Consider the following 25,268-nt stretch of genomic DNA (forward strand, 5'->3'; position numbering starts at 1 on the left):
GGAGGGTGAGCCAAACCAGCTGCACCGACCCTTAGCCCTTGATGCCGGTGAAGGTCATCGTGGCGATGAACTTTCGCTGGGCGAACAGGAACGCCAGGATCAGTGGCATCGTGGCCAGCACGTTGCCGGCCATCAGCTGGGACCATTCGGTGCGGCGCATGCCCTGGAAGTTGGCCAGGCCTACCTGCAGCGTGAACCGGTGGTCGTCGGAGATCGCGACCAGCGGCCACAACAGGTCGTTCCAGCTCCACAGCAGCGTGATGATGGCCAGCGTGGTCAGCGCCGGCTTGGCCAGCGGCAGCACGATGCTGCGGAACGTCCGCCACTGGCCGGCGCCGTCGATCAGGGCCGCTTCCTCCAGTTCGGCCGGCAGCCCGAGGAAGAACTGCCGCATCAGGAAGATGCCGAACGCCGAGGCCAGCCACGGCACGTAGGCGGCGGCGAGGGTGTCGACGATGCCGATCCGGGCGAACATCAGGTAGGTCGGGATCATCAGCAGCTGGATCGGGATCATGACTGTGGCCAGGATCAGCACGAACGCGATGCCGCGACCGGCGAACTTGAGCCGGGCGAAGCCGTAGCCGGCCATCGAGCACAGGGCCAGGTGGGAGACGACCGCGATGCTGGAGACGATCACCGTGTTGACGAACCAGCGCAGGGCCGGTGTCTCCGAGAAGAGATGCCGGTAGCCCTCGAGGTGCAGGCTGGTCGGGATCAGTTTGGGCGGGAACTGGTTGATCTCGGCGCTGCTCATGAACGAGGTGAGCAGCATCTGCACGAGCGGCAGCACGAAGATCAGGGCGAGCGGCATGAGCAGCAGATGCCACGGAGAAAAAGGAAGCTTGCCCTCTTTGAAAAACCTGGGCATTCAGAACACCTCCGAGCCGCGGCGCCGCGAGTACCAGATGACCAGCAGTGAGAGGAGCAGGGTCACGATGAAGAGCAGGTACGCCGCGGCCGCCCCGTACCCGAGCCTCTGGGTCTGAAAGGCCAGTTCGTAGATGTAGTAGACGATCGTCTGGGTGCTGTTGAGCGGCCCGCCGCGGGTGGTCGTGTAGATCAGGTCGAACAGCTGCATCGCGGTGATGGTCTGCCAGATCGCCGCGAATACTGTGACCGGCCGCAGCTCCGGCAGCGTGACGTGGCGGAACACCCGCCATGGCGACGCGCCGTCCATCCGGGCCGCCTCGACCAGGTCGCGCGGGATGTCCTGCAGCGCGGCCAGATAGATGACGGTGGTGAAGCCGACCTCACCCCAGAGCGCGATCAGGCAGATGATGTAGATCGCCTGGTGCGGGTTCTCCAGGAACTGCTGCTGCGGCAGTCCGAGATGGCGCAGCACGTCGTTGGCCACCCCGAACTGCGGGTTGAAGACGAAGCCGGCCAGGATGCCGGTGGCCGCCGCCGACGCCACGTAGGGCACGAAGATACAGGTGCGGTAGAAGCCGATCAGGCGGATCTTCTGGTTCAGGGCGATCGCGATGACGATGCCCAGGATGATCGAGCCGGGCACGAACAGTGCGGTGAGCAGCAGCGTGTGCTTGGTCGCCGCGATCATGTCCGGGTCCTTGACCAGCAGCTGGTAGTTGCGCCAGCCGACCTGGGTCGCCGGGGCGATGCCGTTCCACTTGGCCCGGGAGATGAAGAACGCCCACACCGCCGGGAAGATCGATAGTCCGATGACGATCAGGGTGGCCGGCCCGGCGAAGGCCCAGCCGGTGAGATTCCGCCGCGCGGCGCGGCCGCGCGGGCCCTTTTTAAAGGAAGCCACCTGGGTGCGCGGCGTAGCCGCGAACGTGAGCGCCATCAGTTCGTGATCGCGTCGACGGACTTCTTGGCGGCGTTGTCCAAGGCCTCCTTGGGCTGCGCCTGACCCTGGAGCACGCGCGCGACCGCGTCGCCGACGTTGCGGGACAGCACCTCGTAGCCGGGCAGGGTGGGCCGGGCCTGCTTGGCGTTGGTGAGGTTGGCGAAGAACTTGTCGCCGCCGGGGTACTCCTTGACGTACGCCGCGTACTCCGGGGAGGTCTTCTCCGACGTGCGCAACGGCAGGTTACCGATCGCCAGGTTCCACTTCGGATCGACGGAAGCGCTGGTCAGCCACTTCATGAAGTCGCGGGTGGCGCCGGCCCGGTTCACGTCGCCGTGGTCGAACAGCACCCACAGGTCGGGGCCGGAGACGGTCTGGTGGTCGCCGTTGTAGCCGGGCAGGTCTACCACCCCGTACGCCAGCTTGGCCTCTTTGATCTCCAGCAGTGACCAGGGGCCGGACAGCATCATGGCGATGTGTCCGCTGTTGAACAGCGGCCCGTACTTCTCGTCGGTCTGGTCGAGGTACATCGACTTGTCGTCGACCGCCATCTGCCGCAGCGTTTCGAGCGCGGCCACCCCGGCGTCGGAGTTGAAGGCCGGCTTGTCCCCGTCGAGGATCTTGCCGCCGCGCTGCCAGAGCAGCGGCCACAGGTGCCAGGTGGTGTCCTCGCTGCCGGAGACCGAGTAGGCCGTTCCGTACGTGTTGGTGGATTTGTCGGTGAGCTTCGTGGCCGCGGCCCGGAAGTCGTCCCAGGACCACTGGTCGGTGGGGTAGGCCACGCCGGCCCTGTCGAACAGGGCCTTGTTGTAGATCAGCGCGAGGTTGTCGACCAGCGCCGGGATGCCGATGACCTTGCCTTTCGAGGTGGCCACCTCGCGGGCGGCGGCCGGGAAGTCGTTCCAGCCGAACGCCGCGTCCTGCACATAGGACGTCAGGTCCTGGGTCTTGCCGCTCGCGCCCAGGTCGCCGGCCCAGTTGCCGTAGGCGTAGGAGACGTCCGGGTAGCTGCCGCTGGTGAACCCGGCGGACAGCTTGGTGAGCAGGTCGTCGGTGGTCGGCGCCCCGGGCGAGACCTTGATCGTGACGTTCGGGTTGGCGGTGTGGTACTCGGCGGCGAGCTGCTCGGCCACCTTCTCCTGCTGCTGCTCCTGCCCGGTCCACCAGGTGATCGTGACGGCGGCCTTCGGGTCGTAGCCGGCCGCGGCGTCCTTGCCGGAGTCGGTCGTTCCGCCCATGCAGGCGGAGAGGGTCAATGCGGCGCCGAGGCCGCCTGCCAGCAGCCGGAACGACCGGCCGCGCCGAAGGTCTGTCATCTCGTGCACCTCTTCAGGGGGTAAGGACCACGGATCGGGTGAGCAGTCGAGGACGGTCGGGATCAAGGCCGCGGTGCGCGGCCATGGCCAGCGCAAAACGCTGCGCGAGCACCAGCTGGGCGAGAGGGTCCTGCTTGCTTCGGTACGTCGTGGCGCCGGCCTCGCGGGCTACGTCGTCCAGTTCGATCGGGGTGGCGCCGAACGACCAGACCAGCGAATTGCGCCCGGCCACCGCGACCGGGCCGTGCCGGAAGTCCTTGGCGGGGTAGGACTCCGAGTAGGCCTGGGCCGCCTCGCGAACCTTGAGTGCGGCCTCGTGGGCCAGCCCGACGGTCCAGCCGGTGCCGAGGAAGACCAGGTGTTCGATGTCCGCGGGGTCGGCCGGCAACGCCATCTGCAGGGCGGCGCGACCATCCGCGATCACCGGCTCGATGTCGTCACCGAACGCGTGCCGGGCGAGTGCCAGCACGCTGGTCGGGAACCGGGTCTGCACCACGCTGCGCTCGTCGGCGAAGTCGAGCACCAGTTGGCTGTCGGTGAGGCCGTCCACCGGTTCGCCGCGGACGGCCGTGATCGCGGTCGTGCGGGTCGACGCCGGGACCGTGCGGAGCGCTTCGAGCACCTCGGTCGAGGTGCCGGAGCGGGTGACCGCCACGATCCGGTCGTAGTGGCGGCGGGGGAGGAACTCCGACGCGCAGACCGCGTCGGTCTCGCCGAAACCGGCGGACTCGCGCAGTTCGGCGAGGGCTTGGGCGACGAACCAGGAGGTGCCGCAGCCGAGGACGAGCATCCGCTCGCCGGGAGCGATCAGCTCGTCCTTCGCCTGGCCCGCAAGGGCCAGGCTTTGCCGCCACACGTCCGGCTGGCTGGCGATCTCGGCCGCGGTGTCATTCATGTTCGAGGATTATGCTCGTTTGCGCTCGCTTAACAAGATGTGCGCATCAAACGAACATTCTCATCTGAGCGCTTCCGGCAACAGATCGCCGTGCGCGGCGGTGAGTTCGTCGCACAGCTCCCAGATCTGGTCCACGGTCAGCGTCGCCGCGGTGTTCGGGTCGACCATCGCGGCCTGCCGGACCATCCGCTTGTCGCCGGTGAGGGCGGCCTGCACGGTCAACTGTCCGACGCTGACGAAGCTCCGATTCAGAGCCGCGCATTGCGCGGGGAGATCCCCGACCAGTTCCGGGCGTACGCCGAGACGGTCGACAACGCACGGCACCTCCACCGCGTACCCCTCGGGAAGGTTGCTGATCAGGCCGTGATTGGCGACGTTGCCGTGGATGCGGCGCATGGTGCCGGTGACCATGCTGTGGATGACCTGCGGGGCGTACTCGGTGGCTTCCCGGGTGAGGTCCAGTTCCTCGCCGCTTCGCATGGCATTTTTGACGCTCTGGTATTCGGCCACGTTGTCGGCGCTGATCTGCAGGTAGTCGCCGACCGGGATGCGCAGCCGGGCGATCTCCGCGTCGTGGTGCAGGTACCAGGGCACGTACTCGGACGAGTGCTCGCTGGTCTCGGTGGGGAAGTAACCGAGCCGCTTGTACATGTCCATGCGCACGCGTCGCCGCAGCTCAGGCTCCCTTTCCAGCAGCTCGTCCAGCCGAGGGTAGAGCGATTCGCCGCGGTGCTCGAAGCGCAGCAGCCAGGCCTGGTGGTTGACCCCCGCGCCGGTGTAGTCGATCTCGTCGAGCGGCACGCCCAGCAGCTCGGCCAGGTCGTGCACGGTCCAGAACACCGAGTGGCAGAGCCCGACCGCCTTGACCCTGGGTGCCGCGGCCGCGAGGTAACCGATGTTCATGGCCATCGGGTTGGTGTAGTTGAGCAGCCAGGCGTCGGGACACAGCTCCGCAATGTCTCGCGCGATGCCATCCAACACCGGAAATGTCCGAAGTGCTCGGAAGATGCCACCGACCCCGAGTGTGTCGCCGATCGTCTGCCGCAGCCCGTACTTCGCCGGGATCTCGAAGTCGCGCACGGTCGCCGCGTGCATGCCCACCTGGATCGAGTTGATCACGAAGTCGGCGCCGTCCAGGGCCGCCCGGCGGTCCAGTGAAGTCGTGATGACCGGCTTGCAGCCGAGCTGGCCGGCGGTCTGCCGGGCGATCGCCTCGGCCGTTTCGAGGCGCTCGGCGTCGATGTCGTGCAGGGCCAGGGTCACGTCCCGCAACTCCGGGAAGGACAGGATGTCGGCCAGCAGCTCGCGGGTGAAGACCACGCTGCCGGCGCCCAGGAAGGCGATCACAGTCATGGCGGGATTGTTGGCGCCTACGCCAAGAGCGCGCAAGACGAACTGGTGTATCGCTTGAAAACGAACTACATTGACTGCTCGTTTGATCAGTACCGATTGAGGGGTCCATGAGTTCGCTGCGCCGGGCCGACCGGGTTTCCGCCATCCTCGAGCGCGTCGCCAGTCACGGCTCGGTCGACGCCGGCCACCTCGCCGACGAGTTCGCCGTCTCGCCCGCGACCATCCGCCGCGATCTCCAGGTCCTCGAAGATCAACGGCTCCTTTCCCGTACGCATGGAGGCGCGGTCGCCGTCGACGTCGCGTACGAGTTGCCGGTCCGCTACCGGGTCGGGCAGCACCGCGAGGAGAAGGCCCTGGTCGCGAAGACCGTTTTCGATCTGCTGCCGAAGGGTCCGCTCACGCTCGGGCTGACCGGCGGCACGACGACCCACCTGCTGGCCCGGCTGCTCGCCGAGCGGGTCGACCTGACGGTGGTCACCAACGCGCTGAACATCGCGGCCGAGCTGGCTCTCCGCCCCCGGCTGAAGCTGATCATGACGGGCGGGGTGTCCCGCACCCAGTCCTACGAGCTGGTCGGCCCGATCGCCGACCAGGCGCTGAAGGGCCTGAACATGGCGGTGGCCGTGGTCGGCGTCGACGGCATCAGCGCCCGCGGCGGCCTGACCACCCACGACGAGATCGAGGCGAACACCAACGCCACGATGATCCGCCGGGCCGACCGGGTGATCGTGGTGGCCGACGGGTCCAAGGTCGGCAAGATCTGCCTGGCCGGCATCTGCCCGGTCACCGACGTTGCCCTGCTGGTCACCGACGCCAGCGCCGACCCGGCCGGGATCGAGGCCATCCGCCGCGCGGGCACCGAGGTGGTCGTGGCCGGCGCCATGTGACCGATCCGGGTGTCCATCCGGTCCTAACAGCAGAGGCCGGAACGGACAGCGAGGAGATAGTCCAGGTGGACGCGAACCTGCGGGAGCAATTCGACCGGGCGGTCGACGACGACCCCGGCGCCGACCCGGGGGAGATGGCGCTGGCCGCCATCGCCGAGGGCGGCCGGATCCGCCGCCGGCGACGGGGCATCGCGGCGGCGACCGTGGCGGCGGTCCTGGTGCTGGTGGCCGGCGTGGTCACGGCGGTGAACCTGCGGCCGGGCGGGAGCGGCCCGGTGAGCCCGCCGGAGGCTTTCGCGCCGGCGATGATGCTGGTGGCGGCGCCCTCCTGTGCGTCGAAGACGGTCGAGAAGAATGCCACCGACGTGGTGATCTTTCTGGGCCCGGCGGTGACCGCGGAGCGGAAGGCGGAGCTGCGGTCGAAGCTGGACGACGACCCGCGGGTCGGCGCCGTGCTCTACGAGGGCCGGGAGGACGCTTACGAGCGGTTCCGGAAGCTGTGGTCGGACAGTCCCGACTTCGTGTCCTCGGTCAGCCCGAAGGAGCTGCCCGAGACGTTCCGGGTGCGGATGGAGAAGCGCTCGCGATACGCGTCCCTCCGCGCGGATTACGCGGCGATGGACGGCATCGAGTGGATCGAGGGCCGGGTCTGCACGGCCGACGCCCCGGTCGGAGGGGTCTGGTGACCGAGACCGTGACGCCGCCCCGGACCGCGGCCGGCAACATCAAGACCAGGGCGGGCCGCGACGAGGAGTTCACCGCGTTCGTCGAGTCCGCCGCCACGCGGCTGCGCCGCAGCGCCTACCTGATGTGCCGGGACTGGCACCTCGCCCAGGACCTGACCCAGCAGACCTTCACCAAGATGTACGCGGCGTGGGGCCGGATCCGCACCGGCACCAACCTCGACGGCTACAGCCGCCGCGTACTGATGAATCTGGTTTTTGATCGGCACCAGCGGCGCAGCGGTTCGGAGATCGTGCTGGCCGAGTTGCCGGACCGGTCAGACGCCGCCGCGGCCGGCACGCCGGAGTTGCGCCTCGCCCTGGTGGACGCGCTCGCCACGCTGACCGTCGAGGACCGGGCCGTCCTGGTGCTGCGGCACGCCGAGGACCACAGCGTCGACACCGTGGCCACGATCCTCGGCGTCTCCGTCTCGGTGGTCAAGATGCGCAACTCCCGCGCCCTGGCCCGGCTGCGAACGCTGCTCGGGGAGGACTTTGCGGAGCACTGACCGGGAACCGGCCAGGCGCTGGCCGGGCAGCTCGATCCAGCGGTAGGTCAGCCAGGAGAGACCGAGCAGCCCGGCGACGAAGGCGGCGGTGGCCGGGATCTCGGCCGGCCCGTGGACGTGCGCGTAGAGCCACGGGCCGGTGAGCTGGATGACCGGCACGTGGATCAGGTAGAGCGAGTAGCTGACCAGGCCGATCCAGGCCAGCGAGCGCGGAACCCGGCGATATCGGCAGGCGAAGCCGATCGCGAAGGACCCGCCGATGATCAGCAGGGTGATCACCGAGCGGGCCATGTATTGCGGGGTGAGCGCGTTCAGCGACCTGAGCTCGCCGAACCAGTTGATCAGGCAGGCGATGCCGACCACCCCGGCGGCCACGTAGGCGTCGCGACGAGGGGTCTGCCCGTGCTCGGCGCGGTAGATCGCCGTACCGGTGAACATGACCGCCGGGATCAGCAGGCCGTCCCAGACGTGCGACGGGTGCTGGTTGGCCAGCAGCAGGGTCAGCACCAGCGCGATCAGCGTCAGCGCGCCGGCCACCACCGCGGTCCGCCGCCGGCTGAGCAGCCCGGCCAGCCCGGCGACGAGGACGACGGCGATCACCACCGGCAGCACCGGCGTGACCATCTGCCGCGGGGTCAGCGGCACGGTCACCACCGCGGTCACCGCGAAGATCACCGCGATCGTCGCGCTGGCCCGGTGCAGCCTGAGCGCGAACAGGCCGGCCACCAGCAGGTAGAACGCCATCTCGAAGCTGAGCGTCCACATCACCGGCGTCACCAGGTCGAAGCCGGTGAACTGGGCCAGCATGGTGAGGTGGGCGATCGTGCCGGCCGCCGGGTGCTCCTTCAGGTACGGCGCGACCGGCAGCAGAACGATCACGGCGGCGCCGACCGCCAGGTAGAGCGGGAACAGCCGGGCGGCCCGGGACGCCCAGAACCGCCGCAGATCGCCGTGCCGTTCCAGCGACGCCGGGATGATGTAACCGCTCACCAGGAAGAAGAGCATCACCCCGGCGACGCCGCCGTTGAACCAGTTCGCGGTGACCGCACGGACATCGGACAGCAGCCAGTGGGTCAGGTGCGCATAGACCACGAACAATGCGGCTACCGCGCGCAGCGCATCCAGCCAAGCCATCCGGTGGGTGTGGGGTGCGGCGGGCATCCGCGAAGAATACTCAGAAGCCGACCTTGAACGTCGCGTCCTGCTTCTCGGCGGTGGTGCTGATCGGATCGATGCGCAGCACGTAGTTGGAGTGCCGCAGGTATCGATCCGGGTAGTTGTACGAGCGGAACGACGTCCACGAGCTGTCGGCCAGGCCGGCCACCCGGTAGAACGTCGCGTCACCCTTGAAGGCGGTCGAGCCGTCGCTGGCCGCCAGCTGGATCGCGTAGCTGTAGTGCCGCAGGTACATGGTCGGGTAGTTCACCGACTGGAACGAGACGCCCGCACCGTCGGCCAGCCCGGGAACCAGTTTCCACTGCTGGTCCTGCCACTGGTCGAACGGATACTCGTCGATCCGGCCGACGTTGCTGTAGTGCCGGATGTAGCGACCCGGGTAGTTGTACGACTTGACCCGGTTCCAGGCCGGCGTGCCGGTCGCCAGTAGGTTGCTGAGCTCGCTCGCGGTGATCGGCGTGATGCCCAGATGCTTGGAGTTCAGCGGCTGGGTGTAGCTGCGGTCGTTGAGCAGGGTCCAGCTGCCGGTCGACAGCGAGCTGGTCGACCAGGCGAAGAACCGGCCGTTCGGGCTGTAGGTGTCGCCCCACAGCGTGTACCCGTTGCCGGACAGCGCCGGTGCCAGCTGCGGTGCCTCGACGCCCCGGCCGGGGTTGATCACGCTGGTGTAGGTGGTGAAGCTGCCCGGGTTGAGCGTCGAGGACCGGGCACCGAACAGGCCGCCCGTCCCGCGGTAGTAGAAGTAGTTCACCCCGCCCTGGCTGACCAGGTTGCCGTCGATGACGTCGGTGCCGTTGTCGAAGAACACCGTGCCCTCGGTGGCCGTCCGGAAGTCGGTCGTGTAACTCACCATGATCACGTTGTGGCCGCCGACCACGGACGAGTAGATGACGCCGTACCGGCCGCGCGAAGCGTCCCAGAACGCCTCGGGTGCCCACGAGTGGGTGGACAGCGAGTTGACCTTCAGCCGGCGGTAGTTGGTGAAGGACCGCAGATCGGTGGAGTCCCAGACGTGGATGTACTGGCTGTTGTAGCTCCAGTCGGTGCCCTTCAGATCGGTGGCCAGCACCTCGAACGTGCCGTCCTGCTTGCGCAGGATGTAGGGATCCCGCAGACCTTGCGCTCCGGCCGTGGGGGTGACGACCGGGTTGTTCTGGTTGAGCGGGGTCCAGTTGAGGCCGTCGCTGCTGACCGCGACGTGCAGGCCGTAGTTGGCGGCGGACATGTTGGGGGATTCGGTGAAGTACGCCATGGCATAGCCGGCGTAGGTGGCTGCGGCAGCGGGGGAGGCGGCACCGAAGACCAGAGCGAGTACGGCGGCGAGGACGGTGCCGCCGATCTTGCGTACGGAGGACATGGTTAACGTTAACAACGACCACTATCAATGGAAAGAGTGGATCGTCTCCATGCCCGTGTCGTACCGCCGCCAGGTGCCCTTACCTGCGGATTTGGCCGCGTACATGGCAACGTCGGCGCGCCGGATGACCGCCGAGACGCCCTCGCCCGGCTCGGCCGCGGCCGAGCCGATGCTGGCGTTGGCGGTGATCATCGTCCCGGAGATCGCCACCGGCACGGCGAACGCGGCGAGCAGCCGCTGGGCGGTCTGCTCGGCCTCCGGCCCGGTGCAGCCGCGCAGCAGGATGCCGAACTCGTCGCCGCCGAAGCGCGCCGGCAGGTCGCCGTCGCGCACCGCGCCCCGCATCTTGTCCGCCACCGAGATCAGCAGCTCGTCGCCGGCCGCGTGCCCGAGTGTGTCGTTGACCTGTTTAAACCCGTCCAGGTCGATGAGCAGCACCGAGGTGCGGGACGAGTCCGCGTCCAGCTCCGCCTCGAGCTGCTCGTGGAAGTGGGTGCGGTTGGCCAGCCCGGTCAACCCGTCGGTGAGCGCCTGGTGGCGCAGCCTCGTCTCGTGCTCGCGCAGCCGCTCGATCAGGTCGGTGTTGTCGTGGAACGCGACCAGCTGCCGGGCCGCGACCAGCGCGCAGATCAGCCCGAGGCCGACCACCACGCCCCACAGCTGGAAGTCGGCGCCGCCCGGCAGCACCACCAGCAGTGCGCTGAAGACGATCGCGATCGCGCCGTACGGCATCAGGCTGTACGGCTTGCGCCGCCGTTCGGCGAACGGCGCCGGATCGGACTTGGCGATCACCACCTGGATACGCGGGCCGAGGGCGATCAGCAGCGACGGCAGCAACCGCACGAGGTAGACGTAGGCGGGCAGGTGATCGGCGGCGGGCGGGGCGACGAAGAAGCCGACCGCGGTGAACACGGCCGCGCCCATCATCGTGACGGCGGCGGCTTTGCGCATCGGAGCGTTGCCACTCAAGATCATCTTGATCGCGGCGAAGCAACCGGTGATGGCCGCGACCGCCGCGAGCAGGCTCGCGAACAGATCGGTGCGGTCGGTCTCGCCCGGCTTGATCGCGAAACACCAGGCCACCACCGCGCCGGCGACCAGCACCGAGGCCGAGTCGAGCCAGAATGCGAGCCGTGCCCGCCCGGTTCGTCCCGGGTGCGGATGGAGCAGCATCGCCAGCACGACGATCACCAGCCCCACGGCGAAACAGGTGGACTGCACGATGCCGCCGGTCGTCGACCAGGTGCCGGGCGGACTGGTGAAGGTCGCGATCGTCTGCATCGTGTCCCCGACCAGGAACAGCGAGCCGACGCCGGTCAGCACCCGCCAGAAACGGCGAATGGCCCCGGTGGCGAGGCGGAAGACCTGCCAGGACGAGAACGTGAGCAGCGCGTCCAGCGGCAGCTGGAACGTCCAGAAGGTGCGCACCTGCCAGTCGGTGTCGCCGGTCAACGCGAAGAACAGCACCGTCGCCAGCAGGGTCCAGGAGATCGCCGCGATCAGGACGGGGTCACGACGGAGCTCCGGCGCCTGGCTGAGCCACCGCCGCACCGTTCTCGCACCGTCCACGCTCGTCCTCATCGACCGGGACCGGCCCGCCATGAGGTTCTTTGTGAATTTCGATCTTTGCAAGGCCCTTCCAAGGCGCTTGAGCTGGTGATATTCACATCCGCCATACAGGTTTTGCAAGATATTTCAGAAACTGATTGACGTATAGCCGCCGTGCCGTTCTTGCGGCGAGCGACCTGGTCGCGTTCACCGTCCACGACCTCAAGCGCGACGCAACCACACTGCGGTTCCTTGGCGGCAGCAGGTACACGCTGGCCAACTACTTCCTGCTGGCCTACCCGTACGGTCAGCCGTTGGTCTACGACGGCTTCGTCTTCCCGACCGCTAACACCGGCCAGTCCCCGCCCGCCGACGCCGGCGGTTTCGTCACCGACACCAACTGCACCAACGGCGCCTGGCAGTGCATCACCCAGTCCACTGGAGTAAAAGGCATGGTCGGCTGGCACAACGCCACCGCCGCCGTCACCACGGTCTCCGACTTCACCGCTACGTCGTCGGTAACGTCCCGGCCCTCGGCAGCTGGGCCCCCGCGGCCGCCATCCCGCTGACCGCCGCCGGCACCACCTGGAGCCGTGCGGTCGGCGTACCGAAGAGCACCGGCTCGAATACAAGTACATCAAGAAGGACGCGTCCGGGACCGTCACCTGGGAGTCCGGGAGCAACCGGACATACGCCGCCGGAACGGCGGCCACCTACAGCACCGCCGACACCTGGAAGTAACCGGCAGACACGCCGGTCGTGGGCCATCCGGCCACGACCGGCGTGGTCGACGCACCAAAATTAACGAAGGGTTATTGTGACCGCATGCGTGCACGTCTCTCGGATATCGCCCGACAGGCGGGCGTCAGCGAGGCGACGGTGTCGCGCGTCCTCAACGACCGTCCCGGCGTCTCGGCCGACACCCGCCAGGCAGTCCTGACCGCCCTCGATGTCCTCGGCTACGAACGCCCCGAACGCCTGCACAAGCGCAGCGCGGGCCTGGTCGGCCTGATCGTCCCCGAACTGGAGAACCCGATCTTCCCGGCCTTCGCCCAGATCGTCGAATCGGCCCTGGCCCAAACCGGCTTCACACCCGTCCTCTGCACCCAGACCCCGGGCGGCGTGACCGAAGACGAATACCTGGAAATGCTCCTCGACCGTCAGGTCAGCGGCATCGTCTTCGTGGCCGGCCTGCACGCCGACACCACCGCCGACCACGACCGCTACCAGCGCCTGATCGACCGCCCCCTGCCGATAGTGTTCGTCAACGGCTACGCCGACGGCATCTCGGCCCCGTTCATCTCCTGCGACGACAAGCAGGCAGCCGAGTCGGCGGTCTCCCACCTGGCCGCCCTGGGCCACGAGCGCATCGGTTTCGTCTCCGGTCCCGGCCGCTTCACCGCGGTGCAGCGAAAGCTCGACGGCTACCACAGCGCGATGAGCCGCCACGTCCCGTCCTACGACCGCCGTCCCCCCGACGAACTGGTGGCACTGACCCTGTTCGGCGTGGAGGGCGGCGAGGTGGCGGCGGGCCAACTCCTGGACCGGGACGTGACGGCGCTGGTGTGCGGTTCCGACCTGATGGCCCTGGGCGCGATCCGGGCCGCCCATCGCCGTGGCCTGCATGTGCCCCGCGACCTGTCCGTGGTCGGCTTCGACGACTCCCCGCTGATCGCGTTCACCGACCCGCCGCTGACCACGCTCCGCCAGCCGGTCGCGGCCATGGGTAACGCTGCTGTTCGTGCTCTCGTCGATGAGATCCATGGGCATGCCGCTCCTCGGTCGGAGTATGTGTTTCCGGCTGAGCTTGTGGTTCGGGGGTCTACTGCGGCTGCTCCTGCTCGGCGGATCTCCAAGCAGGCCCATATCCCTGCGGCTTGAGGCTTCCATTTTCCTTGCGCTGGGACGGTTGGGGGCCGGGAGTGACCATGCTGGGCGGTAAAGCATCTATGCCCTGCATGGCCACTCCCGGCCCCCAGCCGTCCCACCGTAAGCGCGGCACGGCCCAAAAGATCAACTAAAGCGAGCGGCAATCCAGGTAACAACCGTCCCAGCCGAGAGAACCACAGCCGAGTCATGAGAAGCCCCAGCCAACTCAACATAAGAAACCGGCTGAGAGTAAGCCTGCAACTGAGGCAGCAACAGATCATGGGTGATGAACTGCGGCACGGCCTCATCGTCCGACCCCTGGACGATCAGGATCGGAGCGGTAGGCGAGGTTTGAGCGGGATTATCGTAGTGCGCCAGCTTCGTGACCACCGAAGCAGGCAACGCCCCGCCGACCAGAAGCTGCGAGGCCGTCAGGTCCTGGTACGACGCCAGGATCTCGTTGAGACACCCCGTCGTGAGGGTCGACGTCTTCGTCTTGGCCTGTGCCGCCAGCACCGTGTTCGGGTTGAACGTCGGGTCGACCGCGGCGAGTCCGTACAGGCCCATCACCAGGTACCCCTGTCCCGGCGTGCCCGGGATGATCGGTGCCAGGGCGTCCACGTTGGAGACCGGCGCGATCGTGGCGGTGCCGCGCAGCACCAGGTTGCCGTCGTAGGACGGGGCGATCTGGCTGGCGAACAGCGCGGCCTGGCCGCCCTGCGAGTGGCCGTCGATGACGTACTGGGTGGAGAGCGCGGAGTCCAGGTTGCGGGCGGCTTTGACGCTGTCGATGACCGAGCGGGCTTCGCTGCCGCCGATCAGGTAGGGGTGGGACTGGGTGGTGCCGAGTCCGGGGTAGTCGGTCGCGGCGACGGTCCAGCCCTTTTCGAGCAGGGCGGCGACGGCGACGCGGGCTTCGGGCCAGAACACGGCCTGGCTGGTGGAGGGCGCGCACTGGTCGGCGAGGCCGGTGGTGCCGTGGGCCCATGCGACGGTGCGGTTCTTCTTGTTGCTCTTGGGCGTGAGGATCAGGCCGGTGGCCACGATCAGCGCGCCGTTGAGGTCGGTGGTGACGTATTGGATGCGCTTGCCGGTCGCCACCGGCGTCAGTTCGGGGGGCAGCGTCGCCGTCGCCGAGCTGAGCACCATCCCGGGCAGGGAGGCGGCCGAGGCCGGTCCGGCTGGTGCGACGGCGATGCCGCAAACGGCCAAGATAACGACCAGTAGTAAGCGCGGGCTTGTTTTCACGCGTGTTCCATTCCCGTGAGTAGGGTTGATGATCTGAGCCGGGCCAAAGCGTATGGCGATTACCAACCGCACTTGAAGTACGCAGATGCGTAGTCCTTCTGGTACTGGTCTCCGAGTACTGATCCAGAGGTAGACCGAAAAAAGAAACGCGGCACCCGGATATTCCGATTCATTCCGAGATATTCGAGCCGTCCCAAATTCAAGATCAAGGCCCGTGATGGGTACGCCGTGGGCCGGCGATTCCGCAGGCTGTGGGCTACCTGGCCGCTCGCCGAAGATCGTTCGTCGATCGAGGGAAGCCCTACTCGGCGTGATCGTCAGGCCTTTCTCACCTTCGACCGACGTGACCGATTCGGATAAGTACCCCACAGGGCCGCTCACATAGCCGGACACAGCCTGCTACCTGCTCAGATCCTGCCCGGTGTCCACTGAGGGCGATCCGCTAGGGGGTGACGATGCATTCCGATCGACCGCCGGTGACCCCGATCGAGATGACGTTGCGTATCCGCGGGCCGTTTGGGGTGTCAGCGGACGTTCCGGCGGGGCGAAACGCGAACTTTTGCGCTTGGCGCTAACCTCCGGAGGCGCCGTCGAGTGCACCTTTGCGCAGGTGGTGACGGGGGTCGCGAAGGATGATCGTCGGGTTAGGACGGCGCGGTGCCGGCGGCCCGCCGGGTGATCGTCGGGCGGGCCGGAACTCACTCACGGCGGCCGTCGTCACTTGCTCTTCGGCAAGGAGAAGTTCCAGGTAAATAGCACCGCCGGCCGCTGTGGAAGCGGCCGGCGGCGGTTGCGTTCAAGATCTTTGCCGGAAGATCTGTCGGTCAAATGATCACCACTTATTGATCTCTTCGGGGCGGCCCGGAATCGTCGCGGTGAGGCATTGGGGGGTGTCGGCGGTAATTGGCCGCCGGCCCGCAACTTGCACGGATTCGGGCGCAGTGGAGGCTCCGCGCGGCGATTGGCACATTCAATCGGCGAACACGCATTGTGTTGGCGGCGTCACTGTTCGTACTCTGTTGAGCACTAGATCATTGATCGGTGTGAGTGCGAGCAAGCGGGCCGCGTCCCGCGGGGGAGCAGAACATGCTTATCAAAGTCGTCGACCAGATCGTGGATGAAGATCTGCACAGCGCTGCATGGCGCCTCTACCAAGACGCGTTCGACGAACTGAACACGCTCGCGGTGCAGCGGCACATGATGTTCCCGTCGGAGTTCGACGAGGTCATGCGCGACAGCCGCGTCAGCAAGTATCTTGCTCTCACTGACGAGGGCCACCTGTGCGGGGTCGCCACCTACACCAACGACCTCGACGCAGTGCCGTTGATCGCTCCTCAGTACTTCGAGCGCCATTGGCCTGAACACTACGCCAGCCGCAAGATTTGGTACATCGGCTTCGTGGCAGTAAGCCCGGAGCACCAGGGGCGCGAGGCGTTCGCGCAGCTGGTCGAGCAGATGTACCTGGTCGCAGCAACCCAGAACGGCCTGGTCGGGCTGGACATCTGCAGCTACAACGACGATGTCCGCCACATGTCCCGGATCTTCCGGCTCATGATCAGCCGGGTGACCGACAACATGCGGTTCAGCCGGATCGACCAGCAGTCCTTCTGGCTCTACGAGTTCCCGTCGGCCGCATAGCGGATCTGGTCGGCCTCAGTCCAAAGGCGGCCTCCACATCGTCCAGAGCGGTGGCCCGTCGGGTAGGTCGATCACGGACCGGACCTGATATCCGTGTCGCAGGTACAGGTCGCGGTTACGCGGGTCGTTCGCCTCGAGATAGGCGGGCAACCCGGCCGCGTCGAGCCGGCGATGGTGCCGGCGCAGAAGCGTGCTGCCCAGCCCGAGGTTCTGCCGATCGGGCCGGACGGCGAGAAATGCAAGGTAGTGGTGCGGTTCGGTGGGGTGCTCAGCCTCCATCGCCGCGTCCAGAAGGCACATGCGGTCGTGTGCCTCGCCGGCGATCTCCTTGAGCCGGCGGTCGTAGTCGACCGGAGACGGCAGCTCGGAGGTGAGTGGGAACCAGAGGGCGGCACCGGTCAACCGGCCGGTGTCGTCCTTTGTCGCGTAGATCTCCCCGTACCGCAGGGTGTGCTCGATGAAGATCGCGAAGTAGTCGGGACTTCCCTTGTGGCGCACGCCGTCGTCGGGTTGCAGCCACCGGGCGACCGGCCCGTCGTGCATGGCAGCGGCGACGAGATCGGTGAGTTCGGTGGCATCGACGGTCGCGACGCTGCGGATCACCAGATCGTGGACGGCGTGCGTCATCGCAGGCGTCTCCTTGTCAATAGGGGTAACCACGGGCGCCCACCGGGTCGCCGTGCAGTTGCTTGGCCGGCCACTGGATGTCGGACAGGACGCTCACCCGGCCGTCGGCGCCGCGGCCGATCTGGGCGTAGACCTCCGGACGGGCGGCCCGCATGATCCCGGCCCAGATGAAGCCGACCGCGGCGACCGCCAGGTAGAGCACCGGAATGATCCACTGGAAGATCGAGTCGCCGTCGACCTGAAGCAGCTCGCCGAAGCCGATCACCGTGGCGGTCAGTGCGACGGAGAGAAGAAGGAAGGAGGAGAACGGCGCGATGTACGCACGCCACACGTTCTCCGTCCGGCGGCCGCGGGCGAAGAAGCCGATCACCGCGGCCGACGTGGCCCACATCAGGATCAGTACGCCGAGGCCGCCGATCGTGGTGAGCCAGGCGAACACGTACCGCACCGGTTCGAGGCCGGACACCGCGTACGCGCTCAGGACCAGGATGCCCAGCACGCTCTGGGTGATCGACCCGGCCACCGGGGCGCCGGTGCGCGGGTGGGTGCGACCCCACACGGCCGGCAGCACACCTTCGCGGCCGAGGGCGAACTGGTAGCGGGCCACCGCGGCGTGGAACGCGAGCAGTGCCGCGAACACGCTGGTGAGGAAGAGGAGGTAGCCCAGGTTGACGAAGGCCACCGGCAGGTGCTTGCCGACCAGGAAGAAGACCAGGTCGGTCTGGTGCTCGGCGGCGGCACCGGCGATGTTGGCCGGGCCGGTCGAGACGGCCATGGCCCAGGCGGAGATCGCGCACAGGGCGCCGGCCAGCAGCACCGCGATGTGGGTGGCCCGGCCGATCGTGCGCTTCGGGTCCTTCGTCTCCTCGGAGAGGACAACCGTGGCCTCGAAGCCGACGAAGCCGGCGACGGCCAGCACCAGCAGTGATCCGACGACCGGGGTGAGCAGCGGCGCCGGGTTGAACGGGGTGAAGTCGACGTGCCCGCCGGCCGGGTTCGCGATCATCACGACGTCGTAGAGCAGGACGACGGCGATCTCCGCGACCAGCAGGACGGCCAGCACCTTGCCGCTCAGGTCGACCCAGAGCAGGCCGAGCACGGTGACCACCAGCCAGGCGGCGATGGCGCACACGTACCACGGGGCGCCGACGCCGAACGAGGCGAGGATGCCCGAGGCGGCCGAGCCGAACAGGCCGAAGAGGCCGATCTGCATCAGCGAGTAGGCCGGGAGGGCCACGAACGCGGCGCCGACACCGATCGTGCGGCCCAGCCCGTGGCTGATGTAGGAGTAGAAGGCGCCGGAGTTGACGATGTGCCGACTCATGGCGACGAAGCCGACCGTGAACAGGGAGAGAATCCCGGCCACCGCGACGTAGGCGACCGGCACGGCAGTGCTGCCGATGATCGCGTAGATGGTGGCGATCGCCCCGATGATCACGGTCAACGGCGCGGCACCCGCCACACCGAAGAACACCACGGACGGGACGCCGAGCCTGTTCTTGGCCAGCGCCCTCGTCACGATGTCCGGCTCAGCGGGTTCCTTCTGCAGCATCAACATCCTCCCGGCCCATTGGTCTGTGTTGTTGCGCCGGAGATGGTGCCGCCCGATGGCACTCACCGCCGGCCGACGGTCAGCACCGAGCCCACGGAGGCTTCGGTGAATTCGATGAGGTCGCGCAGATCGCCGGAGAGTGCGCTCACGGCGTTCGGCAGCGACTGGAACGCCTGCCGGTGCATCTCGAAGTCGTAGAGGACGTGCCGGGTGAGCCCGGTCGCGGCCACCAGGCCGACCAGCACTCGGTCGGTCAGGCTCAGCTCGATGCCCCGGACCAGCAGGTTGGCCAGGCGCGCGGGAGCCCACGCGGCGGCGTTGCGCTGTTCGGCGGTGTTCGGCAGGTAGACGGTTTCGGTGGAGAGCATGCGCCGGCGGGTGACCAGGTCGACCGCTCCCAGCCGCACCAGCCGCTCGCCCACCCGGACCTCGGCGTCCTGCGAGAGGAACGCGAGCCAGGTGCGGACGTCACGGTGTTGCGGTTGGGCGATGAGCAGGTCGAGAATGTCGTGCGCCAACGCGTCGGCCGGGGGGTGCCGATCGAGGATGATGAGGTCGCCCTCGGCGATCCCGATGCGTCCCTCGAGGATGAGCTCCCCCAGCAGCGCCGCGGCGAGCCCCAGGCCGGTCGCGCGCGGGTGGAGTCGGGACCGTCCGGTGCGGTCCTGGTGTGCGATCAGGAAGTACTGGTCTGCCAACACGCTGCCACGCCCCTTAGAACCCAAGTAGACCCAAGTTTTGAGTGCTCACTGTCGGTACAGGAAGTCAATACTCGATGTCTGCCGCATCATGTACCCAACATCAAGGTCAATACAAGAAGTACTAGACTTCTTGTTCAGGGCTTCAGTCCATCTTGGATCATGACCAGGCCGGTCAGTAGGATCGGCTACCTGAGGAAACCTGAAGGCCAAGGGGAGTCCAGGTGTCCGTTGACGAAGGTCCCACGCTGCGACGGCGGCGACTGGGCGCGGAGTTGAAACGGTGTCGCGAGGCTGCGGGATTGACGCAGGAGAATGTCTCGCGTCATTTCGAGTGGCACGCTGCCAAGGTCACGCGGATCGAGACCGCACGGGTGGCGGTCACCGCGCGCGACGTGCGCGATCTGCTCGATCTCTACCACGTGCGCGACGACGCCTACCGCGAGGCGCTCATCGAGCTGGCCCGCATGTCTCGCGAGCGCACCTGGTGGAGTGACTACCGCGACGTCATCCGGCCTGGCAACTTCGTCGGCCTGGAGGCCGGCGCCTCCTCGATGCGTACCTGGGAACCGACCATCGTGCCGGGCTTGCTGCAGACCGAGCAGTACATCCGGGCGCTGATGCGCACCGGGCGCTCGTTCGACCCGCCGCACGAGATCGACCGTCGGGTGGCGCTGCGGATGACCCGCCAGGGCCGGCTGACCGAACGCCGCCCGCTGGAACTCACCGCGGTCATCGACGAATCGGTGGTACGCCACGTGATCGGCGGTTCCGAAGTGATGTCGGAACAGCTTCGACACCTTATAGAAATGGCTCAATTACCGAATGTGATGTTGCAGATCCTGCCGTTCGGTTCGGGTGAGCACGCGTTCCTCGGTGGACCGGTAGCGCTATTGGAGTTCCGTGGGGTAGACGCGCAGATGAACCATGGGATATCCAGGCCGGAAACCACCCATCTGGATGTTGTCTATCTTGAAGGTCTTGCGGGAGACTCTTACGAAGAGCAACCGGCCGAGGTTGCCCGTTACCGAAAAGAGTTCGAGCGATTGAGCGCAAAGGCGCTCGACCATCGCCAGACAATCAAGATGATCGAGAGCCTGCTGGTCGCGTAGGGCTCCGAGACAACCGCATATGTGAAGGGGGGTGCCTGAGTTGCTCACGCACCATCTCAACGGTGCTGTCTGGAAGAAGGGCAGCCGCAGCAACGGCAGTGGCGGCAACAACTGCGTCGAGGTCGCAATCCTCGACGCCGGCGTTGCCGTCCGGGACAGCAAGGACCGGTCTGGACCGGCTCTCGTGTTCACGCAGGCGGAGTGGATCGCCTTCGTGGACTCGGCCAAGGACGGCGAGTTCGACATCGTTTCCTGACTTGAGAGCCTACCGATAGCCACGCACCGATGGGAAGTGCTTACGCAAAGTCAACTTTCCTCGATGTGGGACTAGCGGGGTTGCTGCAGCGCCCCTCACGGGGCGTTGCAGCGCCGATACCTCCCGTATTCGCCGGGTGCATTTGCCGAGGTCGGACCACTCGGCGGCCGCTGCGTGTTCAAATTGACACACTCAGATGGCCGAAATTAACGTGAAAAGCCTTTCCGTGAAGCTCGGGCGACTCTAGGTTTCCAGATGTGGAGCTGGAGTTACGCCATCTTCGAATGGTGCTGGCCATAGCCGAAGCGGGCAGTGTCACCAAGGCCGCGGCGGCGCTGGGCCTCGCTCAGCCGGCCCTGACCACCCAGCTTCAGCGCATCGAGCGGATCCTCGGCGGTGCGCTGTTCACCCGTGATCGGCGGGGCGTCCTGCCCACGCCGCTCGGCGACCTCGTGCTGGCCCGCGCTCGGGTGCTCATCCCGGCCGTGACCGGCCTGCACGACGAGGCCAGTGAGCTGATCACCGCCGGTGAGACGGCTCGCTACCGGGTCGGCGCCACCAACGGACCGATCGTGGCCGGCCTGGTCCGGCGGCTCAACAACGCCCATCCCGGCGGCCCGGTCTCGATTCGCTCCACGTCGTCGGGAAACGAAATCGCCCAGTCGGTGCTCGAGGGGCGACTCGACTACGCCGTGGTCGGTGCGTGTGCGAGCCCGCCCGCGATCCTGCCGCCCGGCCTCAACTGGCAGATCGTCTCCGTCGACGCGGTCTGGGTGCTGATCAACGAACGGCACCCGCTGGCCGGCCGGGACGAGATCGCGCTCAGCGAGCTGGCCGATGAGCAGTGGGTCGGCGCGCCCGGCGACGGTTGCTTCTACGAGTGTTTCGCGGCCGCCTGCGCCCGCGAGGGCTTCGCACCGAACACGCCGACCGAGATCGCTGTCAGCAGCGCGTTCGACCTGGTCGCGGCGGGCGACGCGGTGGCTCTCGGTCAGGGCACGGTGCGTTCGGTCGAGGGTGCCGTCGCGGTTCCGCTCGCCGGGGTGCCGTTGCGCTGGCGTCATCTGATCGGATGGGATCCGGAGACCCCGGCGGCGGGCCAGGTGGCCGAGCTCTACGGGTACGCCGTGGAGACCTACCTGGAGATCCTCCGGGCGCGGCCGCGATATTCGCGCTGGCTGGCCATGCACCCGGAGCTCGGCGTACAAAAATCGGTTTCGCTCTTCCGCGGTCCGGGCCTGCCCGGTCGCCCCGGCCTGTCCGGCCGGAGCGACCCGAAAATTGCTTAGCAGGTGGCCAGCATGGTGGTCAGGGCTGACTTCTCGGCGCTGGTGATGGTCAGCGCCCAGACGTACTTCACTCGGACCCACGCCTTGCTGTAGGTGCAGTAGTAACTGCTCAGCGGCGGCTTCCAGGAGTCCGGCGACTGGTCGCTCTTGGACTGGTTCACGTTGTCGGTGACCGCCCACAGCTGCGGGTTGGTGAGGTCGTTCGCGAAGGACTCGCGCTTCGCGGTGGTCCAGGCCCAGGCGCCGGAGATCCAGGCGTTCTTCAGCGGCACCATGTGATCGATGTCGACGTCGGACGCGGCCGTCCAGGTCGCGCCGTCGTACGGGCTGTACCACTTGCCCGAGGTGGCGGCGCAGGCCGAGCTGACCACGACGCTGGTGCCGTCCCGCTTGAGCACGGTCTCCCGGGTGTTGCAGGTGCCGGAGATCGTGTCCCAGGTCGGGAACAGGTCACGGTCGTAGGTGGTGGTGTGCGTCGATGCGGCCACTGTCAGCCCGGCGAGCTGGGTCTTGGCGGCTGAGGTGGTGGGAACGCCGGGTGCGGTGGCGTACGCCGGGGTGCCGAAGCCGAACTGGAGAAGGGTGGCCAGCAGGGCGGTGGCGAGGGCCGAGCGAAGGAGTGTCTTCAACGGGGGGCCTCCGGGTAGTCGCGAAGAGCGGCTGTTGTCCAGGAGTCTCGGGGTCGAAGACGATCACCAGCTAATGCCAAAAAGTATATTCACAAACGACTATGGAACGAGTGTGTTTCAGTTGATCACCGATGGGGTGATCCACCACTCGGCGGCGACCGACTCGGCGACCAGGGTTTCGGTCAGCAGGCGTACCCGGGAATCGTCGTCGTGACGGAAGCGGACCGCGCATGCCGCACCCGGCACCTCGCCGCCCACCGACACGATCGTGGAACCGCGCTGGTGGAGCCATTCGAGGGCCTGATCGTCATAGCGGGAACCGGGGAACAGCAGCGCTCGATAGTTCAGCGTCTTTGTCAGATATACGTCTACGTGGGACCAGTCGCCGGTCTCGCAACCGTCGGCGGCGACCCGCGGACCCTCGCGGAACATCAGCGCCGATTGGAGGGCCGAGGAGATTCGTTCGACCGGGGCCATCGGGTAGATGCCGGCGCCGCCGCGCAGGGCCTCGTCGCAGCGGGGGAGCCAGGTGTCGCGGCGGTCGAGCAGGTCCTCGGTGGCCTCGGCCGCCCGCCGGACCAGCGCTTCGGCGGACGGTCCGGCGGTCAGACGTTCGACCAGGGCGTCCAGCAGGGCCAGGGTGTGCTGGAACGAGCGGCAGGCCACCCCGCCGGCCTCTGTGCCGGCGGATATGTCCACGATGGCGGTCGCCTGCTCGGCCAGTGTTGAGGACGGGTCGTTCGTCAGGGCCACGAAACGCGGCACGTCGGCCACGGCGTCCAGGGTCTCGCGGCTCGTGCCGGTCGCGGAGATCGCCACCACCAGGGTGTCGTCGCCGGCGTAGCGGAAGCCGCCCTCGGTCGACGCGTACTCGGCGGTGGCGTCCAGGCCGGCCGCGCGCAGGCGCCGGGCCGCGACCTGGGCCGCGTAGCGGGAGCTGCCCATACCCAGGAAGATCACGCGCCGGGTCGGTTCGAGGAAGGCCCACGGATCATCCGTGGCCAGGCGGTCGGCCAGCGCGCGCAGGGCGGCCGGCTTGGCCTCCAGGTCGGCTTTGAACAGTGCCGGATCCAATGTGATCACCCGTACCAGGATCGGAGGACGCCCATCGGCGCGTAGCGCCACCGAGGGAGGAAGCGGGCTGCGTAGATCAGCTCGCGGCACTCCTGCTCGATCTCGAGCGGGCGCAGCGGCGTCTCATCGAGCAGGTGGGCGCAGCCGTGCGCCGCGAGGCCGGCCCGGTAGGCGGTGAGCAGGTCGTCCGCTGCCGCGCGGCCCCAGGTCAGCAGGGTTTCGCGGTGGCGGCCCTCGGTGCGGCGGTTCGCGATCTCGGCGACGTGCAGGACGCTGGTGCGCAGCTGGGCGAGATCGCGGACGACCGGCTCGGGCCGCGGCTCGACGGTCGGATTTCCGTCGAAATCGGTGACCGCGTAGCCGCCGCGCCACCGCAGGACCTGCCCGACATGCAGGTCGCCGTGCAGCTCGATGGCCGGCGCCGGGGAGTCATAGCTCGATGAAACGGAAATGTCAGCGGCGATGCGCGGCGCGACGGAGCGCAGCCAGACGCCTTCGGCGTCATCACCCACGCAGGCCAGCGCTTCGGCGAGAGCGCTCGGCGGGGCGGTCGCGCTTCGCGGCGCCTCCGGGGACTTCGGGTGTACGCCGTTGAGCAGCGCGGGACTGCCCGGCCCGGTGGCCAGGGCGGCGTGCAGGTCGGCGGCCAGGATGCCCAGGGCGGGGGCGAAGTCGGCCGCTGGGCCGCCGTCCAGCCAGGACAGCAGGGCGTTCGTGCACCAGTCCCAGCCGTCCTCGGCCTCCGGGAGGAAGCCGGTCACCAGGGCGATCAGTGCGTCGTCGCGGAACAGGGCGGCGTGCGGTGGTGGCATCCGGGTGAAACCGGCGGCGGCCAGGTGGGCCAGCAGGCGCGGGGCGCGGGCGGCGGGCTGCGGCTCGCGCATCCACTTGACCACGACGGCCTCGCCGACCACCACCGAGACGTTCGTCTGGTCGACGGTGATCGGGCGCTCGTCGCCGGCGACCGGGCCGAGCGGGAGGTAGACCCGCAGGTCGAAGCCGCTGGGCGCGCGGCCGGTGACGATCGCGTGGACCAGGTCGGCCGACGCGCCGGGAGCGATCGTCACGCGGCGACCCGCAGGGAACTGCCGGTCACCTGACGAGCGTAGGAGAGGATCAGCTCGGCTGCTTCGTCGGTGTGCAGCGTCGGGTGGCGGGCGACTATGCGGTACCCGTACGCGTCCTCCAGGGCGACCAGGTTGCGCCCGAGGGTGAGCGAATCGGCGGTGAGGGCGAAGGCGCCCTGCGCCGAGCCGGTTTCCAGGATGGTCTGGTACATCGACACCTGGCGGTCGAAGAGCGAGGTGAGCAGCGCGGCGTAGACCCGGTTGCGCCCGGCCAGGCCGCCCAGCTCGCACAGCAGGCGCACGTCCGCGTCGTCGGCGTCGACCGGCAGGCCGGAGCGGATCGTCACGACCAGTTTCTCGACCGGGTCGGTCAGGCCGGCCAGGCGCCGCATCCGGGCCGAGTAGAAGCGTTCCATCCCGGCCTGGTTGGCCTCCAGCAGCAGGTCGCTGAGATCGGGGTAGTGGTAGAGCACCGCGCCCGAGGTCAGACCGGCCTGCTCGGCGACCTGGTTGAGCAGCACCCCGTCGGGGCCGTGCCGCAGCATTGCGCGCTGGGCCGCCTCGATCAGGTCGGCGCGGCGCTCGGTGCGTGTCTTCCGCGTTGCCATCTGCACCCCCCGTCAGTTAACGCGGCAC

The 25,268-nt window shown here is 67.8% G+C and carries 24 protein-coding genes and 2 pseudogenes; 10 read left to right on the forward strand and 16 right to left on the reverse strand.

Annotated elements, in window-relative coordinates:
- Positions 1 to 31 precede the first annotated feature (31 nt).
- From Ato02nite_RS17030 to Ato02nite_RS17050, 5 genes are read right to left on the reverse strand one after another with little or no spacing between them, the layout of a single operon-like run.
- Entirely contained in the window at positions 32 to 868 is an 837-nt protein-coding gene (locus Ato02nite_RS17030) for a carbohydrate ABC transporter permease (RefSeq protein WP_213007516.1), read from the reverse strand.
- On the reverse strand, positions 869 to 1,807 hold the full coding sequence (locus Ato02nite_RS17035) for a carbohydrate ABC transporter permease (protein WP_213007517.1): 939 nt from the start codon (positions 1,805 to 1,807) through the stop codon (positions 869 to 871).
- Entirely contained in the window at positions 1,807 to 3,126 is a 1,320-nt protein-coding gene (locus Ato02nite_RS17040; protein WP_213007518.1) for an ABC transporter substrate-binding protein, read from the reverse strand. Before Ato02nite_RS17040 ends, Ato02nite_RS17035 begins: the two co-directional genes overlap by 1 nt.
- 13 nt (positions 3,127 to 3,139) lie before the next feature.
- Positions 3,140 to 4,021, reverse strand: a complete 882-nt coding sequence (locus Ato02nite_RS17045) for an SIS domain-containing protein (RefSeq protein WP_213007519.1) — start codon at positions 4,019 to 4,021, stop codon at positions 3,140 to 3,142.
- Positions 4,022 to 4,081: 60 nt separating this feature from the next.
- Positions 4,082 to 5,374, reverse strand: coding sequence for an alpha-glucosidase/alpha-galactosidase (locus Ato02nite_RS17050; protein ID WP_213007520.1), 1,293 nt, complete (start codon positions 5,372 to 5,374; stop codon positions 4,082 to 4,084).
- A gap of 107 nt (positions 5,375 to 5,481) precedes the next feature.
- Here Ato02nite_RS17050 and Ato02nite_RS17055 point away from each other — a divergent pair, with 107 nt between their 5' ends.
- From Ato02nite_RS17055 to Ato02nite_RS17065, 3 genes are all read left to right on the forward strand, one after another.
- Complete coding sequence (locus Ato02nite_RS17055; protein ID WP_213007521.1) at positions 5,482 to 6,261, forward strand: DeoR/GlpR family DNA-binding transcription regulator; 780 nt, start codon at positions 5,482 to 5,484, stop codon at positions 6,259 to 6,261.
- A 65-nt stretch (positions 6,262 to 6,326) separates the two neighbouring features.
- Positions 6,327 to 6,947, forward strand: coding sequence for a permease-like cell division protein FtsX (locus Ato02nite_RS17060; protein ID WP_213007522.1), 621 nt, complete (start codon positions 6,327 to 6,329; stop codon positions 6,945 to 6,947).
- On the forward strand, positions 6,944 to 7,492 hold the full coding sequence (locus Ato02nite_RS17065) for a SigE family RNA polymerase sigma factor (RefSeq protein WP_246607087.1): 549 nt from the start codon (positions 6,944 to 6,946) through the stop codon (positions 7,490 to 7,492). The genes Ato02nite_RS17060 and Ato02nite_RS17065 overlap by 4 nt, the downstream gene beginning before the upstream one ends.
- A gap of 51 nt (positions 7,493 to 7,543) precedes the next feature.
- On the opposite strand, the pseudogene Ato02nite_RS51630 reads toward Ato02nite_RS17065, so the two are convergent.
- From Ato02nite_RS51630 to Ato02nite_RS17075, 3 genes and pseudogenes are all read right to left on the reverse strand, one after another.
- Positions 7,544 to 8,653: pseudogene (locus tag Ato02nite_RS51630) on the reverse strand (acyltransferase family protein); the annotation flags it as partial.
- Between the two features lie 13 nt (positions 8,654 to 8,666).
- Positions 8,667 to 10,025 carry a glycoside hydrolase family 43 protein gene (locus Ato02nite_RS17070; protein WP_213007523.1) on the reverse strand — a complete coding sequence of 453 codons (1,359 nt, stop codon included), beginning with the start codon at positions 10,023 to 10,025 and terminating at the stop codon, positions 8,667 to 8,669.
- Between the two features lie 24 nt (positions 10,026 to 10,049).
- Positions 10,050 to 11,594: a GGDEF domain-containing protein gene (locus tag Ato02nite_RS17075; RefSeq protein ID WP_246607088.1), complete on the reverse strand. Its 1,545-nt coding sequence runs from the start codon at positions 11,592 to 11,594 to the stop codon at positions 10,050 to 10,052.
- A gap of 137 nt (positions 11,595 to 11,731) precedes the next feature.
- On the opposite strand from Ato02nite_RS17075, the gene Ato02nite_RS17080 reads away from it, so the two are divergent.
- From Ato02nite_RS17080 to Ato02nite_RS17085, 3 genes and pseudogenes are all read left to right on the forward strand, one after another.
- On the forward strand, positions 11,732 to 12,142 hold the full coding sequence (locus Ato02nite_RS17080; protein ID WP_246607151.1) for an alpha-amylase family protein: 411 nt from the start codon (positions 11,732 to 11,734) through the stop codon (positions 12,140 to 12,142).
- Positions 12,139 to 12,314: pseudogene (locus Ato02nite_RS51635) on the forward strand (carbohydrate-binding module family 20 domain-containing protein). Before Ato02nite_RS17080 ends, Ato02nite_RS51635 begins: the two are co-directional and overlap by 4 nt.
- A gap of 84 nt (positions 12,315 to 12,398) precedes the next feature.
- Positions 12,399 to 13,454: a LacI family DNA-binding transcriptional regulator gene (locus Ato02nite_RS17085; protein ID WP_213007525.1), complete on the forward strand. Its 1,056-nt coding sequence runs from the start codon at positions 12,399 to 12,401 to the stop codon at positions 13,452 to 13,454.
- A gap of 132 nt (positions 13,455 to 13,586) precedes the next feature.
- On the opposite strand, the gene Ato02nite_RS17090 is transcribed toward Ato02nite_RS17085, so the two are convergent.
- The gene (locus Ato02nite_RS17090; protein WP_213007526.1) at positions 13,587 to 14,690 is read right to left on the reverse strand and encodes an alpha/beta fold hydrolase; all 1,104 of its coding nucleotides are present in this window, start codon (positions 14,688 to 14,690) and stop codon (positions 13,587 to 13,589) included.
- 1,086 nt (positions 14,691 to 15,776) lie between these two features.
- Here Ato02nite_RS17090 and Ato02nite_RS17095 point away from each other — a divergent pair.
- Positions 15,777 to 16,328, forward strand: a complete 552-nt coding sequence (locus tag Ato02nite_RS17095) for a GNAT family N-acetyltransferase (RefSeq protein WP_213007527.1) — start codon at positions 15,777 to 15,779, stop codon at positions 16,326 to 16,328.
- Positions 16,329 to 16,343: 15 nt separating this feature from the next.
- On the opposite strand, the gene Ato02nite_RS17100 is transcribed toward Ato02nite_RS17095, so the two are convergent.
- The 3 genes from Ato02nite_RS17100 to Ato02nite_RS17110 are packed head-to-tail and all read right to left on the reverse strand — an operon-like array spanning position 16,344 to position 19,208.
- Positions 16,344 to 16,955 (reverse strand): GNAT family N-acetyltransferase, encoded by a 612-nt coding sequence (locus tag Ato02nite_RS17100; RefSeq protein WP_213007528.1) that lies wholly within the window; start codon positions 16,953 to 16,955, stop codon positions 16,344 to 16,346.
- Positions 16,956 to 16,971: 16 nt separating this feature from the next.
- A complete protein-coding gene (locus tag Ato02nite_RS17105; protein ID WP_213007529.1) occupies positions 16,972 to 18,513 on the reverse strand; it encodes an APC family permease in 1,542 nt (513 codons plus the stop codon).
- 56 nt (positions 18,514 to 18,569) lie between these two features.
- Complete coding sequence (locus Ato02nite_RS17110) at positions 18,570 to 19,208, reverse strand: GOLPH3/VPS74 family protein (RefSeq protein ID WP_203799000.1); 639 nt, start codon at positions 19,206 to 19,208, stop codon at positions 18,570 to 18,572.
- Positions 19,209 to 19,429: 221 nt separating this feature from the next.
- Here Ato02nite_RS17110 and Ato02nite_RS17115 point away from each other — a divergent pair, with 221 nt between their 5' ends.
- From Ato02nite_RS17115 to Ato02nite_RS17125, 3 genes are all read left to right on the forward strand, one after another.
- Positions 19,430 to 20,317 carry a helix-turn-helix domain-containing protein gene (locus tag Ato02nite_RS17115; protein ID WP_213007530.1) on the forward strand — a complete coding sequence of 296 codons (888 nt, stop codon included), beginning with the start codon at positions 19,430 to 19,432 and terminating at the stop codon, positions 20,315 to 20,317.
- Positions 20,318 to 20,357: 40 nt separating this feature from the next.
- Positions 20,358 to 20,573, forward strand: a complete 216-nt coding sequence (locus tag Ato02nite_RS17120; RefSeq protein ID WP_203799026.1) for a DUF397 domain-containing protein — start codon at positions 20,358 to 20,360, stop codon at positions 20,571 to 20,573.
- 257 nt (positions 20,574 to 20,830) lie between these two features.
- On the forward strand, positions 20,831 to 21,862 hold the full coding sequence (locus tag Ato02nite_RS17125) for a LysR family transcriptional regulator (protein ID WP_213007531.1): 1,032 nt from the start codon (positions 20,831 to 20,833) through the stop codon (positions 21,860 to 21,862).
- On the opposite strand, the gene Ato02nite_RS17130 is transcribed toward Ato02nite_RS17125, so the two are convergent.
- The 4 genes from Ato02nite_RS17130 to Ato02nite_RS17145 all read right to left on the reverse strand — a co-directional run bounded on the left by Ato02nite_RS17130 (position 21,859) and on the right by Ato02nite_RS17145 (position 25,240).
- A complete protein-coding gene (locus Ato02nite_RS17130) occupies positions 21,859 to 22,491 on the reverse strand; it encodes an HNH endonuclease family protein (protein WP_213007532.1) in 633 nt (210 codons plus the stop codon). The genes Ato02nite_RS17125 and Ato02nite_RS17130 overlap by 4 nt on opposite strands.
- A 117-nt stretch (positions 22,492 to 22,608) precedes the next feature.
- Positions 22,609 to 23,574 (reverse strand): SIS domain-containing protein, encoded by a 966-nt coding sequence (locus Ato02nite_RS17135; protein ID WP_213007533.1) that lies wholly within the window; start codon positions 23,572 to 23,574, stop codon positions 22,609 to 22,611.
- Positions 23,571 to 24,632, reverse strand: a complete 1,062-nt coding sequence (locus Ato02nite_RS17140; RefSeq protein ID WP_213007534.1) for a hypothetical protein — start codon at positions 24,630 to 24,632, stop codon at positions 23,571 to 23,573. Before Ato02nite_RS17140 ends, Ato02nite_RS17135 begins: the two co-directional genes overlap by 4 nt.
- The gene (locus Ato02nite_RS17145) at positions 24,629 to 25,240 is read right to left on the reverse strand and encodes a TetR/AcrR family transcriptional regulator (RefSeq protein WP_213007535.1); all 612 of its coding nucleotides are present in this window, start codon (positions 25,238 to 25,240) and stop codon (positions 24,629 to 24,631) included. Before Ato02nite_RS17145 ends, Ato02nite_RS17140 begins: the two co-directional genes overlap by 4 nt.
- Positions 25,241 to 25,268 lie beyond the last annotated feature (28 nt).

The sequence above is a fragment of the Paractinoplanes toevensis genome (assembly GCF_018332695.1).
Lineage (GTDB): Bacteria > Actinomycetota > Actinomycetes > Mycobacteriales > Micromonosporaceae > Actinoplanes > Actinoplanes toevensis.